Raw genomic sequence first — 12,981 nt, forward strand, 5'->3', positions numbered from 1 at the left:
GCCGAGCAGACCGCCCGCAGCCTCCCCACCCCGAACGATCAGGCGAGGGTGCTGACCGAGGTGGCAGGAGCGCTCGCCAAGACCAGTGACCATGGACGGGCCGTCGCGCTGGCCACGGACGCCGAGTACATCGCCCGCACCCTCCACGACAAGGTGTGGGTGCTGACCAAGATTGCCAAGGCCCTGGCCAAGGCTGGTGAGCATGGACGGGCCGAGCAGATGGCCTGGACCCTTCCAGGCCGGTACCAGCGGGTGCGGGCGCTGACTGAGGTGGCCGTGGCGCTGGCCAAGGCTGGTGAGCATGGACGGGCCGAGCAGATGGCCTGGACCCTTCAAGACCGGTACCAGCGGGTGCAGGCGCTGACTGAGGTGGCCGAGGCGCTGGCCGTCGCCGGTGACCATGACCGGGCCGTCGCGGTGGCCGACGACGCTGAGCGTCTCGCCCGCACCCTCACCGACCCGGACCGGCAGGTGCGGTCGCTGATCCGCGTGACCCAGGTCGCTGGCCGCGAACGGGCTGAGCAGATCGCCCGCACCCTTCCCGAGCCGTACCAGCGGGTGCGGGCGCTGACTGAGGTGGCCGTGGCGCTGGCCGATGCCGGTGACCATGAACGGGCCATCGTGGTGGCCAACGATGCCGGCCAGATTGCCCGCGCCGAATATGACCCGCACGCGCAGGTGGCGGACCTGGCCAAGGTGTTCGTCGCGCTGGCCAAGGCCGGTGATCATAGACGGGCCGTGGTGGTGGCCAGCGAAGCCGCGGAGCTCGCCCGCACCCTCCCTCGGTTGTACCAGCAGGTGTTCGCACTGACCGCGGTGGCCGTAGCGTTGGCCGAAGCAAGTGATCACGGACAGGCCATCCTGGTGGCCGACGAAGCCGCGGAGCTCGCCCGCGCCCTCTCTGACCCGAACCAACAGGTGCGAGCGCTGGTTGAGTTGGCAGGAGTGCTGGCCGATGCCGGTGATCGTGACCGGGCCGCTGTGGCTGCCGGCAAAGCAGAGCAGATCTCCCGCACCTTCTCGGACTCGTACTCGCGGGCAAGGGCGCTGATTAAGGTGGCCGTGGCGCTGGCCGATGCCGGTGATCACGGCCGGGCCGTGGTGGTGGCCGGTGACGCCGCGGAACTCGCCCGCACCGTACCCGACCCAGACCATCAGGTGCGAGCGCTGACTGAGGTGGCGAGAGTGCTGGCCGATGCTGGTGATCGTGACCGGGCCGTGGTGGTGGCCGGCGATGCCGAGCAGATCGCCTGCACCCTCACCGACAAGGCAACCCAGGCACGGGTGCTGACTGAGGTGGCCAGGCTGCTGGCCCAGGCCGATGGCCATGAACGAGCCGAGCGTCTCGCCCTCTCCCTCACCGACCCGCACCAGCAGGCGCGAGCGCTGACCCAAGTGGCCGGGGAAGTCGGTCTGCCGCGAGCTGAGCACTTGTTGGCGAAGGCATTCGCGCTAGGGCCGTGGACGACGCCCCTGCCCGTGTTGGCAAAGATCTCCCCGCAGGAGGCGCTCCGAGTCGTTGACGCGGTGTACCCAGACGATCCTTCATGAGCCGCGAAGAGCGCCGCCACGGCTCAGACCGTGAATGCGCTTCTACACCCGCCTGTGTATCACTCGTCAGGCAGCTACAGGGCCTTGCGCGCAGCCCCGCCCGAAGCGTTCAGGAGCTCGTGGATGAGCTGCGAGGTCTCGATCTCCAGGGAACAGTCCAACGCGCGGTTGACCTGCTGGACACGGGAGATCGCTGTATGCAGCCCTTGCCGGTTCCCGGCCGCGTGCTCGATCCGTAGCCAGTCCCGGTACAGGAGCTCTGCCGTGTCGTCGACTTCGAGACCGGTCGCGATGGCCTGCCGGGCGGCACTCAGGTCATGGTGCGCACCGGCAGGCGTGCGGTAGGTGGCCACGGTGTGCGCCACGTCGATGATGCGCGTGACCATGTCCTGCAGGTGCGGCTCAGCCCAGGGGAGCGGCTTGCCCCCGAACGGACGGCCGCGGACCAGGGCGAGCGCCTTCTCCAGATCGGTGAGACCTGAGGGTCCCAGCGGCAGAGCGCGTTCGACGAGCTGCAGGAAGCGAGTCCAGTCACAGCGCACCCCGGGAGCGAGCCGGTACGGGTCCTCCCCGGAACTGCGGCGCGGCACGTAGGGGTTGCCGGTGGGGTCGTTGCCCAGGGACCGGCGCAGGCCCTGCATGCGCGCGTTGAGGGTGCTCGTCGACCAGGGGCTGACGGGGTCCATGTCGTAGCACAGTACGTCCGCGCTCCGGCCCGGCCGGAAGAACAGCAGCGCCGCGAGCTGGGCCATCCTCGGGCCGTGGCCGGTGTTGTCGACATCGGTCACTTCGAGGGGACCCAGCACCCTGATTTCTGGGGCATGCAGGTCACGCGTCTCGCACTCAGCCCCGCCGGGCGGCGCGCCGTCAGTGGCAGCAGGGTCGGTGTCGGCTTCGGTGCCCGCGCGGCTCTCGGCGCGCGGGGCCGCGGGCACTGAGGGGGACGGCTCGTGCTCATCCTTAGCCTCCGCCGCCGGCGCGGCGGTGGGCAGGAGACGCAGTCCCGACGGATCGGTGGTAGCGGCGAGCAAGGCAGGGAAGACCTCGCCGCTCACGTCTGCTGCCGCCACCTCGGGGGGAGGTGCGGTCGTCTTGGGATCGGCGGCCGCCGCAGGTGCGAGCGGCTGCACCGTGTTGGCCTCATCCGGGACGTCCTGCCACGGGCCCTCTGCCGGGTGTGCCGGCTGCGCGGACACGTGCAGTGCCGTGGTGATCTGAAGGTATGAGGCGTGCTCCAGGCGCTGCACTGTGATCTCGGTGCCAGCGGAATCGAGATGCTGCGGTTCGCTGACCGAGGCGTTGAGGATCTCCGCGTCCGGGAAGTACGCGGCCGCCGAGCTCGCCGGCGCGATGAGGGTGACGGGGACCGTGCGGGACTTGTCGATGATGTCGGCGAACTGCCAGGCCAAGTCGGCGTCCAGAGATGACGCGCACAGCAGCAGGTAGGGCTGGCGGCTGGTCTCCGGCATCTGATGCGCCTCCAGCAGGCGTTCGCCAACGTCGCGGAGCGCGTGCGCGGCCTGCCGCATGTGGGCAATGCGCGCGGTGGGCAGCAACTGCGGCAGGTCCTCTCCGAAACCGATCGTGACGATCTCGACCTCGCCGGCCCACGGGCTCATCCCGAGTTCCAGAGCGAGCGAGGTGCAGACCTCGGTGATGTGGACCGGATTGCCGTCCAGCAGCAGGGCGGGCAGCCGGGCGAGGTTGAGCAGCAGCAGGTCACCCGCTGCGGTGCTGCCGATCGTGACCAGCCCGGGGTACGGGGCCGGTACGTTGCGAGCGGCGTCCTCGTCCAGGAGGACGGCGCCGGAGTCCAGGACCCACCAGCCGCCTTCTCCGGACGCGAAGGGCGCAGGCGGATCGTGGGCCAGGTCCTCGGGCAGTACCTCGACGGTTCGCGCGCCAATTCGCGCGGCCCGCAGCGGCGGCAGGGCCGCGGACTCGTCCGACGCGAGCTGGTGGGCGAGGGTCCGCAGTGCTACGTCCAGCCGGACGGCTCCGCCCGGTTCGGCGGCCGCCGCCAACGTGGCCTCGGCAGGAGAGGTCTCTGCCGCGATCGCGATCGTCTCGCCGGGCCGGCGGCGGCGGCGCTGCAGTGTCCGCCGCAGAGCGAGAGCACCAGTGACAGCGGCGGCCAGAAGGGCACCGGCACCGAGCGCGGTGCGCAAGTCCAGCGGGCCGTCGGCCGGTGCCGATGTCGGCGACGGTGCGGTTGCGGGGGAGGAGGCCGCAGAGCCCGACTCCGACGCCGGAGGTGATGCGGGTGCGGAGGCGCTGGTGCTGGGCTGAGGCGTCGCGGTTGCCGTTTCCGAGGGGGAGTCCTGCTGCTGCCCGGGCTGTTCAGCTGGCCGACTACTCGGCACGCTGGGAGCCGACGACTTCGGCGCGGTGGTGTGGCCCCCGGGAGTCTGCTCACCCCCGCTGCTCGGCGCCTGCTCGGTGCCCGGCTGCTGGGCGCTCGGGGGAGCGGTCTCCGGGTCCTGGCTGTCGTCTCCCTCTCCGGTGCCCGTGCCGAGGGGCGGCTCGGTCCGATCGGGCTCAGCAACGGGCACGGTGATCTGCTGCCCCGGATAGATCATGTCCGGGTCGGTGATTTCGGGGAGGCCGTGTGGCTGTGGCCTGCCCTTGCTGGCGTCGAACAGCTCTTGCCAGGCGCCGCCGTCGCCGAGTTCGTCCTGCGCGATCTTCGACAGGTAGTCGCCCGCGTGGACCGTGACGACGTGCTCGCCCCCCTCGCCGACGGCCGCAGGCTCCCTGCCGAACTGCGTACGCACCCCTGGCGCCGTCCCCGCGGTGTCGGGCATCTGAAGCTGCCAGCCGGGCTGGAGGAAGCTGTTCGCACGGAAGACCGTCCCGTCAACCATGGTGTGGCCCTCGTTCAGGTCGGCGATCTCCCGCCACCGCTCGCCGTCCCCCAGCTCGTGCTTGGCGATGCCCCACAGGCTCTCCGCAGGCCGCGTCTCGCGCACCGTGTACACCGGTCGCGACGTCGACGTCCTCGCGCCGGCTGGCGAGGACTGCTCGGTCTGGGTGGCCGAAGGGTGGGCTGTCTGGCCGGGGATGCGGGCTGCGGAGGTGGCCGGCGCGGCCTGGGCAGACGAGGCGAGGGCTGAACTCGTGGGCAGCAGCACGAGGATGCTGCCGATCAGAAGGGCGGCGGCGCGCTGGGAGGCGCCCAGGCCGCGCGGGGCGTGCCAGGTCCGGCCGCGCAGCTGGGCGACCAGCTCGCGTACGGCGCAGAACGCGAACTGCGCCCACCCGGTCCAGCCCACCACAACGAGCAGCAGCAGGAACGCCGCGCCGGTGTCCTGCCGGTCGAGCAGGTGCGTGACGTCGTCGTGGGTGGACGCCCAGATGATGGGGGTGACCCAGGCGAGCAGCAGTGGCAGACCGCCGACCGCACAGGCCAGCACCAGCAGACTCACTACGGCCTTGAGTAGCCGGGCCAGGGTGCGGACCGCCGCCGCGGCGGGGGAGGGGGTGGTGCGCATCAATTTCCTTCTGGAGCGGTGACGCCGTGCAGGAGGGTCGCCGTGCCGTGGCCGGTCACCGACAACGAGCCGATCCCGACCGCCGACAGGAACGAGGTGGCGTACGAGCCGGTGACCGTGACCGTGAGGGTCTTGCCGTCGCCGGACACGCTGACCGTGCCGGTGGCGCCGGCGGAGCGCAGGTAGGACTGGGCTGCGGCGGAAGCGGCCTGCGGGTCGACGACGATCGCCTTCCCGCTGATCGCGTCGGCGGGATCGATGGCCTGCCCGCCGGCCCGGGCGGCTTCGCCGGCGACGTAGTCGGCGCGCTCGGTGGCCCGCATCTTGCCGCCGCCGTCGACGGCGACGCCGATGATCCCGATGAGGGCGACGACGCAGATGGCGACGAACACGGTGACAGCGCCCCGGTCGTCGAGCCGAGCCCGGCGAAGGCCGAGTTGAGGGAAGATCATCAGTCACCCCGCTGCCGGTACTGGTCCACCACCGAGGTCGCCGACGCCGTCAGCGTCTTCGCCCCGGGAACGCCGGGAAGCAGGAGGTCGGACAGGTTGACCGTGCAGACCACGGTCGCGGTGACCGTGCCGACCTGCCCCACCGGCACACTGAGGCCGCTCGTGTTGATGCTGACCTGGGTCGACGCGCACGTGATGCCCTGATCATTGAGGGACTCGGCGGCCGCCGCCCGGGCGGCGCTCTGGGCGGCGTCGGCGGTGCGGTGGATGGATGCCTCGCGCGCCGCGTCCTCGGCCGCAGCGTCGATCTTCGCGCCCGAGGTGACGATCCTGCCGCCCGCGATCGCCATACACAGGAGCATGATCAACGCCGGGAGGACGATCGCCGCTTCAATGGCGGCACTGCCCTCGTCGCTGCGCAGCCTGCGTGCCCAACGGGCCACTGATCGCACGTGCTTCACCCTCCGGGGACGGTCCAGCGCTCCACCGGGCCGGACGCCGACTGCGTGATCGTGAGGCCCGGGACACCCGGGATCATCGACAGGGCCGTGCCGGACACCTGGACGCGCACCCGCTGCCCGGTACTGCTCGCGGCGACGCTGTAACCGCTCAGGCTGTCCCCCGCGGTGCGGCCCAGCACGCTGCGCGCCTGGGCGGCGCCGTCGGCGGGGCTCGACTGGTAGGCACGCGCGGCGGTCAGGCCCTCGCGGGCAGCCGTGAGGGCGATCTGCCGTGCGTAGTACCACATGGAGGCCTGGATGACGGCGACGGTGGCGAGCAGCACGAACGGGAACACGATCGCCATCTGGATGGATGTGTCCCCGCGGTCATCATGCCAGCGCCGCCCCTGCCACCAGTCCGTCAGCCGCGTGGGGGGTCTCATCACAGGCCGCTGAGCTTGCCGTTGTACTTGGCGATCACCACGGCGATGGTCCCGGCGATCAGGACGGCGCCGGTGACGGCGGCCACCCAGATGATGACGGTCGTGGTGGAGATGTCGCCACGGTCCGGCCGGCGGGCGGCCTCCTCAAGACCCTCCTGCACGCGCGTAGTCACGCGGAGGACCGCACCGTTGGCGCGTGCCCACACGGCACGGCGGGTGCGGGCTGCGGTGTACTTCATGTTCCGGTACCTCTCTTGAGCGTTGAACGAGTCGGGTTGGTGTCAGACGGTCAGCATGCGGATCACCGCGGGGAAGGCCATCAGCAGCATCACCAGGACGGCCAGGAGGGCCCCCGGGGCGGTCATTTTTTCGCTGGCCGTGTTCGCCTCGGCGGCCTGATCAGCGAGGAGTTCGGCGTTGAGGGCAGCGGTACGGGCCCGCAGCGCCTTGTAGACCGCGGCGCCGTCGGTGGCCGAGCCCCGCATGATGTCGGCGACGTCGTCCAGGACGGGCAGGTTGTACTCGGCGGCCAGTTCGGTGAGCGCCTGGTACGGGGGGATCTTCTCCAGCCGAGCCCGGCGCAGCGCACCCTGCAGATACAGGAAAGGCCAGCCCTCGCCGACCGCGGCGGCCTTCTCCAGTGCCTCGGCGGGGCCGGCGTCGGCGGCCCGCTTGAGCGCGACCAGGTCGAGGTAGGCGGACAGCGCGTGCGCGAATTCCTCCCTCGCCCGCTTGGCCTGGTCCCGCACGGACAGATCCGGGGTGATGAACAGCAGCGCCGCAAGGATGAGCCCGACGACGCCGGGCACGTAGAACGGGAGGCCCACGCCCGCGATGATCCACGGGATCGTCGCGATCACCGGGCAGAGCAGGCCCAGGGCGGCGAGCGCGGTCTTCTTGAGCATGAACTGGCCCGGCCTCTGGCCCAGCAGGGCCAGGTTCGTGGTGGGGACCCGTACGCCCGGCAGACGTTCGAGGCGGGCCAGCAGCCACCGCCCCCACACCTCGTCGCGGTCCAGTTCCGGCTCGGGCATCGTCAGCGTCGCCGGGGCACTCCGCGTGAGGGCCGGGCCCAACGCGGGCTGTGGCTGAAGGAGTTCCCGGATCAGCAGCGCGAAGCCGGCGCCGACCGTACCGCCGGTGAGCACAACGGGGATCAGATTCACGGGATGGCTCCTTCCGGCTCCCGGGCGATGATCGGCAGGTCCGGCTCGGGAGCAGGTGCGGGCAGCCGGACGGCGCTGGCTGGGTCGGTGACCAGGAAGCGGGGGATGCGGCGGAAGTGGCCCAGCTGCCGCATCAGGGCGAGCACGCCGACGAATCCCGCCGTCAGGAAAGCCAGAACGAGCTGTCCTAGGAGCGTGGAGTACGGCTTCGTGTAACTGGGAACGAAGAAGCCCGCGACCACCACGCCGACGGTGATGATGGTCATCCACCGCACCGTCGTCCTCGGTTTGGCCCGGTCGGCCTCGATGGCGCGCTTTCGGGCGACCTCCTCGCGGACGGTGTTCGACAGGTCCTCCAGCGCCTGAGCCAGGCCCGGGCCACGGTCGTTGACCGAGAGGATGAGCGCGGCGGTCACCTTGTCCGCGGTGACGTCGTCCAGTTCGTCGGCGAACGCACGGAGCGCTCCCTCAGGGCGCCACCCCAGGCGCAGCCGGTCGGACAGGCTGACGATCTGGGGGGCCAGTGCGTCCGGTGCCCCCTGACGGCTGGTGATCATCGCCTGTTCCAGGCCCATGCCCAGGCGCAGCAGGCCGGCCAGCCGCTGCGTCCACTCACTCAGGCCCTCCAGCTGCCCGATCCGGTCCTTGGCCATCTGCGCGGGGGTGATCAGCCACGGCACCCCGACGACGGCCGCGCCGAGCAGGGCGCCGCCGACGAAGTTCCCCGAGACGAGCCACACGACCACGAAGACCACGACGGCCGCGATGCTGAGGGTTCGCCGACGCAGCCGGGCGTCCTCGCTCTGAGGGTGCGAACTGTGCAATGCCGCCTGCCAGCGCCGGCGCAGCGGGGCCCGGCGTGGAGCCGTGGTGCCCACGAGACCCGTGATGACGCCGATCAGCCCGCCGACCACGGCCATGCCGCTGAGCAGCGCGAACAGCAGGATCATCGGTGGACCCCCACCTTCAGCGGCAGCGGCGCCGGCCAGGCCCCGTACGGCTGCTGGAGCAGCGACGAGTCGAAGCCGACGCGGCGCAGGTCGTCGATGCACCCTGGGTCCATGCGGGGCACCGCCCGCATCTCGCCGAACTCGGTGCCGGGGGAGAAGACCGAGTTGGTGGCGGGCCGGCCGTTCTCGCCGATCCCGGTGAGCTCCAGGACGTGGGAGACGTAGCGGTGGCGGCGGCCGCCGATCTGCGTCTCGTCGGTCATGTCGACGTACACGATCATGTCGAGGCCGTTGGCTGTCTGCCGGTATGCGAGTTGCTCAGAGAGGTTCTCCTGGGCAAGCGCGTACAACTCGGCGATCCGGTCGAAGATGATGTCCGGGCGCCGCGCGTGGATCGTGCACAGGTTGCCGCCCGACCCGTTCGTCAGCGCCTGCATCATCGCGACGACCTCGGGGCCGCGGACCTCGCCGACGACGATCCGCTCCAGCGACATCCGCAGCGCCGGATGCATCAGGTCCAGGAGCGTGACCTCGCCGGCGCCACGGCCGGTGACGTCCTTCTCCCCGTTGGACTCGCGGCCCACCAGGGAGACGACCTGCCGGTGGTAGCCGTTGGCGTGGGCGAAAATTTCGTCCTCGGTCTGGATGGTCGCGAACCGGGTCTCCGGGTCGAATTCCTTGAGCATCGCCCGCAGCAGCGTGGTCTTCCCGGCCTTCTGCTTCCCCGCGATCATGATGTTCTTCTCGGCGCGGACTGCCGCACCGAGGAACTCCCGCAGGATCGGGTCGATGGTGCCCAGCCGGACCAGGTCGTCGAGATTCGCTTGGGAGACCCGGTGTCGGCGGATGACCGCATAGGTCATCGGCCCGAGCCCGGTGATGGCCTGGAGACGGGAGCCGTCCGGCAAGGACAGCGCGAGGGTGGGGCTCGCGGTGGAGATGGTGCGCTCGCTGTGCCCGGAGCCCCGGGCCAACTCCCTCAGCAGCTCAAGGAGTTCCTCTTCGGAGTCGGCGATCGGGGCGACCTGGCGGCGTTCGCCGTCGCCGTAGTCGAGCCAGACCTCGCGGGGTCCCTGGATGATGATGTCCTCGACCCGGTCGTCATCCAGATACGGCTGGAGCCGGCCGGCGCGGAAGAGGATGTCGTACACGGCGCGGCGCAGGGCCTCGTCCTGCTGCGGCGTCATCGCCGCGGCGTCCGACCACAGCGCGACGGCCTCGGCGATCCAGTTCAGGCAGCGCTGCTCTTCGCTGGCCCGGTCCATGCCGGGCTGGGACTTCAGGAGTTCCTCACGCTGCTTGGCGACCTGGGACGCGATCTCACGGGCCACCCGGTGGTCGACGGTGACCTGCGGCGCCGCCGTCCCGAGGACACCGAGGCTTGCAGCCGCACCGGCAGGCGCAGGCGTGCCGGTGGCCTGGGGCAGTGGTGCCACGGTGGGGTCGGGGTGCAGGGGCCTAGCGTGCACGGGTCACCTCTTCGTCTGCGGCGTGCGGGCCGCGTGGATCGAGGCGGGCCCGGCGCAGCGCTGCCCGCTGGACCAGCGCGGTACTGCCCGCGCGAGCGGCCTTCATCAGCGGCGACTTGGTGAAATGGCGCGGCTGCTCGGTGCCGTCGGACAGCACGCGGGCGTCCTTTGGCGCGTACGGCAGCGTGGCCACCACGGGCACCTGCAGCACGCGCTGTACTTCGCCCGCGGGATACGGTCCTTCGCTGATCATCAGCACGCCGACGTCGCCGACGCGTTCCTCCAGCGCACGGACCCGGCTCTCTGCCGCCTGCAGACAGCGCAGGGTGTTGCGGACCACCACGAACGTGGCGTCGGCCTGCTCGGCCAGTACCCCCGAAGGTCCGTACGCTCCGCGCCGGCCGAGGTCAATCAGGACGTCGTGACCGTGGTCCGCCTCGATGCCGCGGAACATCCGCGCCAGCAGCTTCCACACCTGACCGAGGCTCGCCGACTGCGCGGGATCGGTGATGCCGGGCAGCAGCAGCCGGTCATGCGGGGACTCATTCTTCCCGTCGTCGCTGCTCAGATCGATCAGCTGCCGCCAGAAGGCCTCGCCGAACTCATTCTTGCGCGCGGCGACACTGAGGTTGCGCAGACCGTACCGGTCGCCGAGCGTGCCCTGCAGCAGCCCGTGCAGCACGGCCCCGCCGTCAGGGTCGCACTCGGCCAGGATCATCCGCCGCTCCGCCTCCAGCGGCCACGACAGCAGCAGAGCGAGGGCACTCGTGGTCACGCCCGGTGCTCCGCTGCACCCGGCGAGCGCGATCACTGCCATCAGCTGCCGTCCGGAGCAGCGAGAACCAGGCGCAGGGTGCCGGCCGACTCCCACGCGGCGGCTGTGGGACCCTCGGCGGCGGCCGTGGCCACGTCGACGACCACGATGCCCGTACCAGGAGCGGCGTCCGACGCCTTCACGACCCGGCCGTCGATCGTCCGCGGCGCAGCATCGGAGCCGGTGCCGGTGTCCGTCGTCCCCTGAGCCGGAACGTGCACGAGCTGCACCTTCTGGCCCGGCACCAGAGCGGTAGCCGGGATCTCCTTGGGCTCCAAGCCGATCGGCACCAGCTGCTCGCCTGCCTTCACCAGCGAGTCCTTCGTCACCTGGGAAGGAGCCAGCAGAGAGCCCGGCTTGAGCTCCACGGCGGCCCGCTTGCCCACCACCGACTTCACGTTGTCGGCGCGCACCGCCTTGACTGCCGGGTCCAGGGCGACGGACGCCCTGCCCAGGTCGTCCTCGGTGAGGACCTGGCCGACCTGGACGTCCTTGACGACGGTCACAACGTCCGTGCGGTTGCCGACCTGGAGCAGCAGGACGGCAACTCCGGCGCCTCCGGCGGCGATCAGCGCCAGAGACAGGGCGATGACACCGGGCCGTCGCCTGCGCGCTGACACCCGAGGAGGCGCCACGGGGCCAGCCACGCGTCCTTGCTGGGGGACTCCGTTCGAGCCAGCTGTCTCTGCACGTTCTTGGGTCTTGCTCACCGTTCTGTCCTTCCGGCGGCTTTACCTGACGACCTGTACTTCGCCGACTGCCACCTGCACATTGGTCTGCCGTACCTCAGTGAGCTGGCCGGCCTGTCCGCCGCCCTGCCAGTTGATCGTCCATCTTGAGGTCGCTGTGACCTTGAACTTGCCGTTGGCCGACGAGGTCTTGGAGTACACGTGTCCGCAGGTCGGCGACTGGGCCATGCCCTCGGACGATGTGTAGGGAGTGCCGGGGCCGTTACAGGCCACGGAGGAGCCGTCGCCCATCGACCACACGATCTTCGACACCTTCGCGGTCGCGGTGACGGTGACCCCGCCCGCGGTGGCCGAGGCGGTGTTCGGTCCGAAGGTTGTGACGCTCTGGTTGACCCACATCCACATCGGGACGCCCACGGTGTAGGTTCCGGCCGCGCGGGGGCTGGCGATGTCCGGGCCGAGCAGGGTCATGGAGTCAACGGCGCGCCGCGCCAGCTCCTGAGGGTCGACCTGTGGGGCAGGGGCCTGGCCGGTGGGCACGACAACCCAGCCGTCGTCGGTGCCCCCTCCGGTGTTGATGCACTCCTTGAAGTACAGGTCGTGCGTCTTGGGGTCAGCTCCGTTCCAGGCCGGGTGGTTGGCCGGAGGTTTCGGATCGACCTTGGTGTACTTGCACTGCACCTTGCTGTCGCTGCTGCTTCCGCCCCCGGTGCCGCCGGCCTGCCCGTCGCTGCCACCGGTGTCGCCGCCGACACCGACGCCGACACAGAACTTGATGACATGGCACTTGCCCGCGCCCACATCGGGGTCGCCGTCGGCGTGCGCGATGCCGGCGGACGCGAGTACGAGGGCGCCGCTGACTAAGACGAGACGCCGGGTCAGCAGGTTTGATCTTGAGCGGTCAACTTCGTGACCATCCACTTCGTCCCCCACTTTTCAAGCGTCGCGGTGCTGACGTATTTGGTGAGCCGCGTCGTTGGCAGCGGAACCTTCTTCTTCGAGGCCTTATCGATCAGCGTCCAGTTCGTGGTGTCGACGCAGTCTGCGACCGTGGCCACCGGGATCTTGGCGGCGGTCACTTTGACGACCTTCGGATGGATCACCGGTTTTCCGGTGGTCACCTGTCCGGCCTCCCGCATCGCTGAGAGGTCGCTCTCTATGTCGGACAGAGCCTTGAAGGTGGTGTTCTTCGTCAGGTCGGTGCCTGCCGAGGAGGCCTTGCTGTAGGCCTCGGTCTGCGCGTGCCAGGAACTGGTGTAGGCCGCGAGGACGGCGGTGTCCTCGGATCCGGCGGTGGAAGCCGCGGACGGCGAGGCGGCCGATGGGCTGGAGCTGGGCTTGGACGATGTGTCCGAGTCGCCGCTGCTACAACCGGCCATAGCCACCAGGCTGCTGGTGATGAGCAGCGCGGTTGCGTACTTCCGGGTGTGAACAGCGGCGGTCCTGCGCCCCTTGGAGCGTCGATTCATTGCTGTCACGTGGTCTCCCCGTACGACGCGGTGCGGTAGACCGCTGC

Annotated in this window: 13 protein-coding genes; 1 reads left to right on the forward strand and 12 read right to left on the reverse strand. The window is 70.4% G+C overall.

What is annotated here, in order from left to right:
- A partial coding sequence (locus tag IEZ11_RS47115) for a hypothetical protein (protein WP_229713835.1) occupies positions 1-1,551 on the forward strand: 1,551 nt, incomplete at its 5' end.
- Positions 1,552-1,625: 74 nt separating this feature from the next.
- Here the strand turns inward: IEZ11_RS47115 and IEZ11_RS47120 are convergent.
- The 12 genes from IEZ11_RS47120 to IEZ11_RS47175 all read right to left on the reverse strand — a co-directional run bounded on the left by IEZ11_RS47120 (position 1,626) and on the right by IEZ11_RS47175 (position 12,943).
- Positions 1,626-5,042 (reverse strand): LysM peptidoglycan-binding domain-containing protein, encoded by a 3,417-nt coding sequence (locus IEZ11_RS47120; RefSeq protein ID WP_189269263.1) that lies wholly within the window; start codon positions 5,040-5,042, stop codon positions 1,626-1,628.
- Entirely contained in the window at positions 5,042-5,494 is a 453-nt protein-coding gene (locus tag IEZ11_RS47125) for a TadE/TadG family type IV pilus assembly protein (RefSeq protein WP_189269264.1), read from the reverse strand. The genes IEZ11_RS47120 and IEZ11_RS47125 overlap by 1 nt, the downstream gene beginning before the upstream one ends.
- Entirely contained in the window at positions 5,494-5,937 is a 444-nt protein-coding gene (locus IEZ11_RS47130) for a TadE/TadG family type IV pilus assembly protein (RefSeq protein ID WP_189269305.1), read from the reverse strand. The genes IEZ11_RS47125 and IEZ11_RS47130 overlap by 1 nt, the downstream gene beginning before the upstream one ends.
- A 14-nt stretch (positions 5,938-5,951) precedes the next feature.
- The gene (locus tag IEZ11_RS47135; protein WP_373295074.1) at positions 5,952-6,377 is read right to left on the reverse strand and encodes a TadE/TadG family type IV pilus assembly protein; all 426 of its coding nucleotides are present in this window, start codon (positions 6,375-6,377) and stop codon (positions 5,952-5,954) included.
- Positions 6,377-6,616 carry a hypothetical protein gene (locus IEZ11_RS47140; RefSeq protein ID WP_189269266.1) on the reverse strand — a complete coding sequence of 80 codons (240 nt, stop codon included), beginning with the start codon at positions 6,614-6,616 and terminating at the stop codon, positions 6,377-6,379. Before IEZ11_RS47140 ends, IEZ11_RS47135 begins: the two co-directional genes overlap by 1 nt.
- A gap of 42 nt (positions 6,617-6,658) precedes the next feature.
- Positions 6,659-7,543: a type II secretion system F family protein gene (locus tag IEZ11_RS47145; RefSeq protein ID WP_189269267.1), complete on the reverse strand. Its 885-nt coding sequence runs from the start codon at positions 7,541-7,543 to the stop codon at positions 6,659-6,661.
- The gene (locus IEZ11_RS47150; protein WP_189269268.1) at positions 7,540-8,493 is read right to left on the reverse strand and encodes a type II secretion system F family protein; all 954 of its coding nucleotides are present in this window, start codon (positions 8,491-8,493) and stop codon (positions 7,540-7,542) included. The genes IEZ11_RS47145 and IEZ11_RS47150 overlap by 4 nt, the downstream gene beginning before the upstream one ends.
- Positions 8,490-9,962: a TadA family conjugal transfer-associated ATPase gene (locus IEZ11_RS47155; protein ID WP_189269269.1), complete on the reverse strand. Its 1,473-nt coding sequence runs from the start codon at positions 9,960-9,962 to the stop codon at positions 8,490-8,492. Before IEZ11_RS47155 ends, IEZ11_RS47150 begins: the two co-directional genes overlap by 4 nt.
- Positions 9,952-10,779: a CpaE/TadZ family protein gene (locus IEZ11_RS47160; protein ID WP_189269270.1), complete on the reverse strand. Its 828-nt coding sequence runs from the start codon at positions 10,777-10,779 to the stop codon at positions 9,952-9,954. The genes IEZ11_RS47155 and IEZ11_RS47160 overlap by 11 nt, the downstream gene beginning before the upstream one ends.
- Entirely contained in the window at positions 10,779-11,396 is a 618-nt protein-coding gene (locus IEZ11_RS47165) for an SAF domain-containing protein (protein WP_229713841.1), read from the reverse strand. Before IEZ11_RS47165 ends, IEZ11_RS47160 begins: the two co-directional genes overlap by 1 nt.
- 111 nt (positions 11,397-11,507) lie before the next feature.
- Complete coding sequence (locus IEZ11_RS47170) at positions 11,508-12,398, reverse strand: ATP/GTP-binding protein (RefSeq protein WP_229713842.1); 891 nt, start codon at positions 12,396-12,398, stop codon at positions 11,508-11,510.
- Positions 12,344-12,943, reverse strand: coding sequence for a hypothetical protein (locus IEZ11_RS47175; protein ID WP_189269273.1), 600 nt, complete (start codon positions 12,941-12,943; stop codon positions 12,344-12,346). Before IEZ11_RS47175 ends, IEZ11_RS47170 begins: the two co-directional genes overlap by 55 nt.
- Positions 12,944-12,981: the final 38 nt, after the last annotated feature.

Source organism: Streptomyces fuscichromogenes, assembly GCF_014645815.1.
Taxonomy (GTDB): domain Bacteria; phylum Actinomycetota; class Actinomycetes; order Streptomycetales; family Streptomycetaceae; genus Streptomyces; species Streptomyces fuscichromogenes.

Coding starts and splice junctions, on each gene's coding strand:
- IEZ11_RS47120 (WP_189269263.1), bottom strand. CDS start 5,042: ATGCGCACCACCCCCTCCCCCGCCGCGGCGGCGGTCCGCACCCTGGCC.
- IEZ11_RS47125 (WP_189269264.1), bottom strand. CDS start 5,494: ATGATCTTCCCTCAACTCGGCCTTCGCCGGGCTCGGCTCGACGACCGG.
- IEZ11_RS47135 (WP_373295074.1), bottom strand. CDS start 6,377: ATGAGACCCCCCACGCGGCTGACGGACTGGTGGCAGGGGCGGCGCTGG.
- IEZ11_RS47140 (WP_189269266.1), bottom strand. CDS start 6,616: ATGAAGTACACCGCAGCCCGCACCCGCCGTGCCGTGTGGGCACGCGCC.
- IEZ11_RS47150 (WP_189269268.1), bottom strand. CDS start 8,493: ATGATCCTGCTGTTCGCGCTGCTCAGCGGCATGGCCGTGGTCGGCGGG.
- IEZ11_RS47160 (WP_189269270.1), bottom strand. CDS start 10,779: ATGGCAGTGATCGCGCTCGCCGGGTGCAGCGGAGCACCGGGCGTGACC.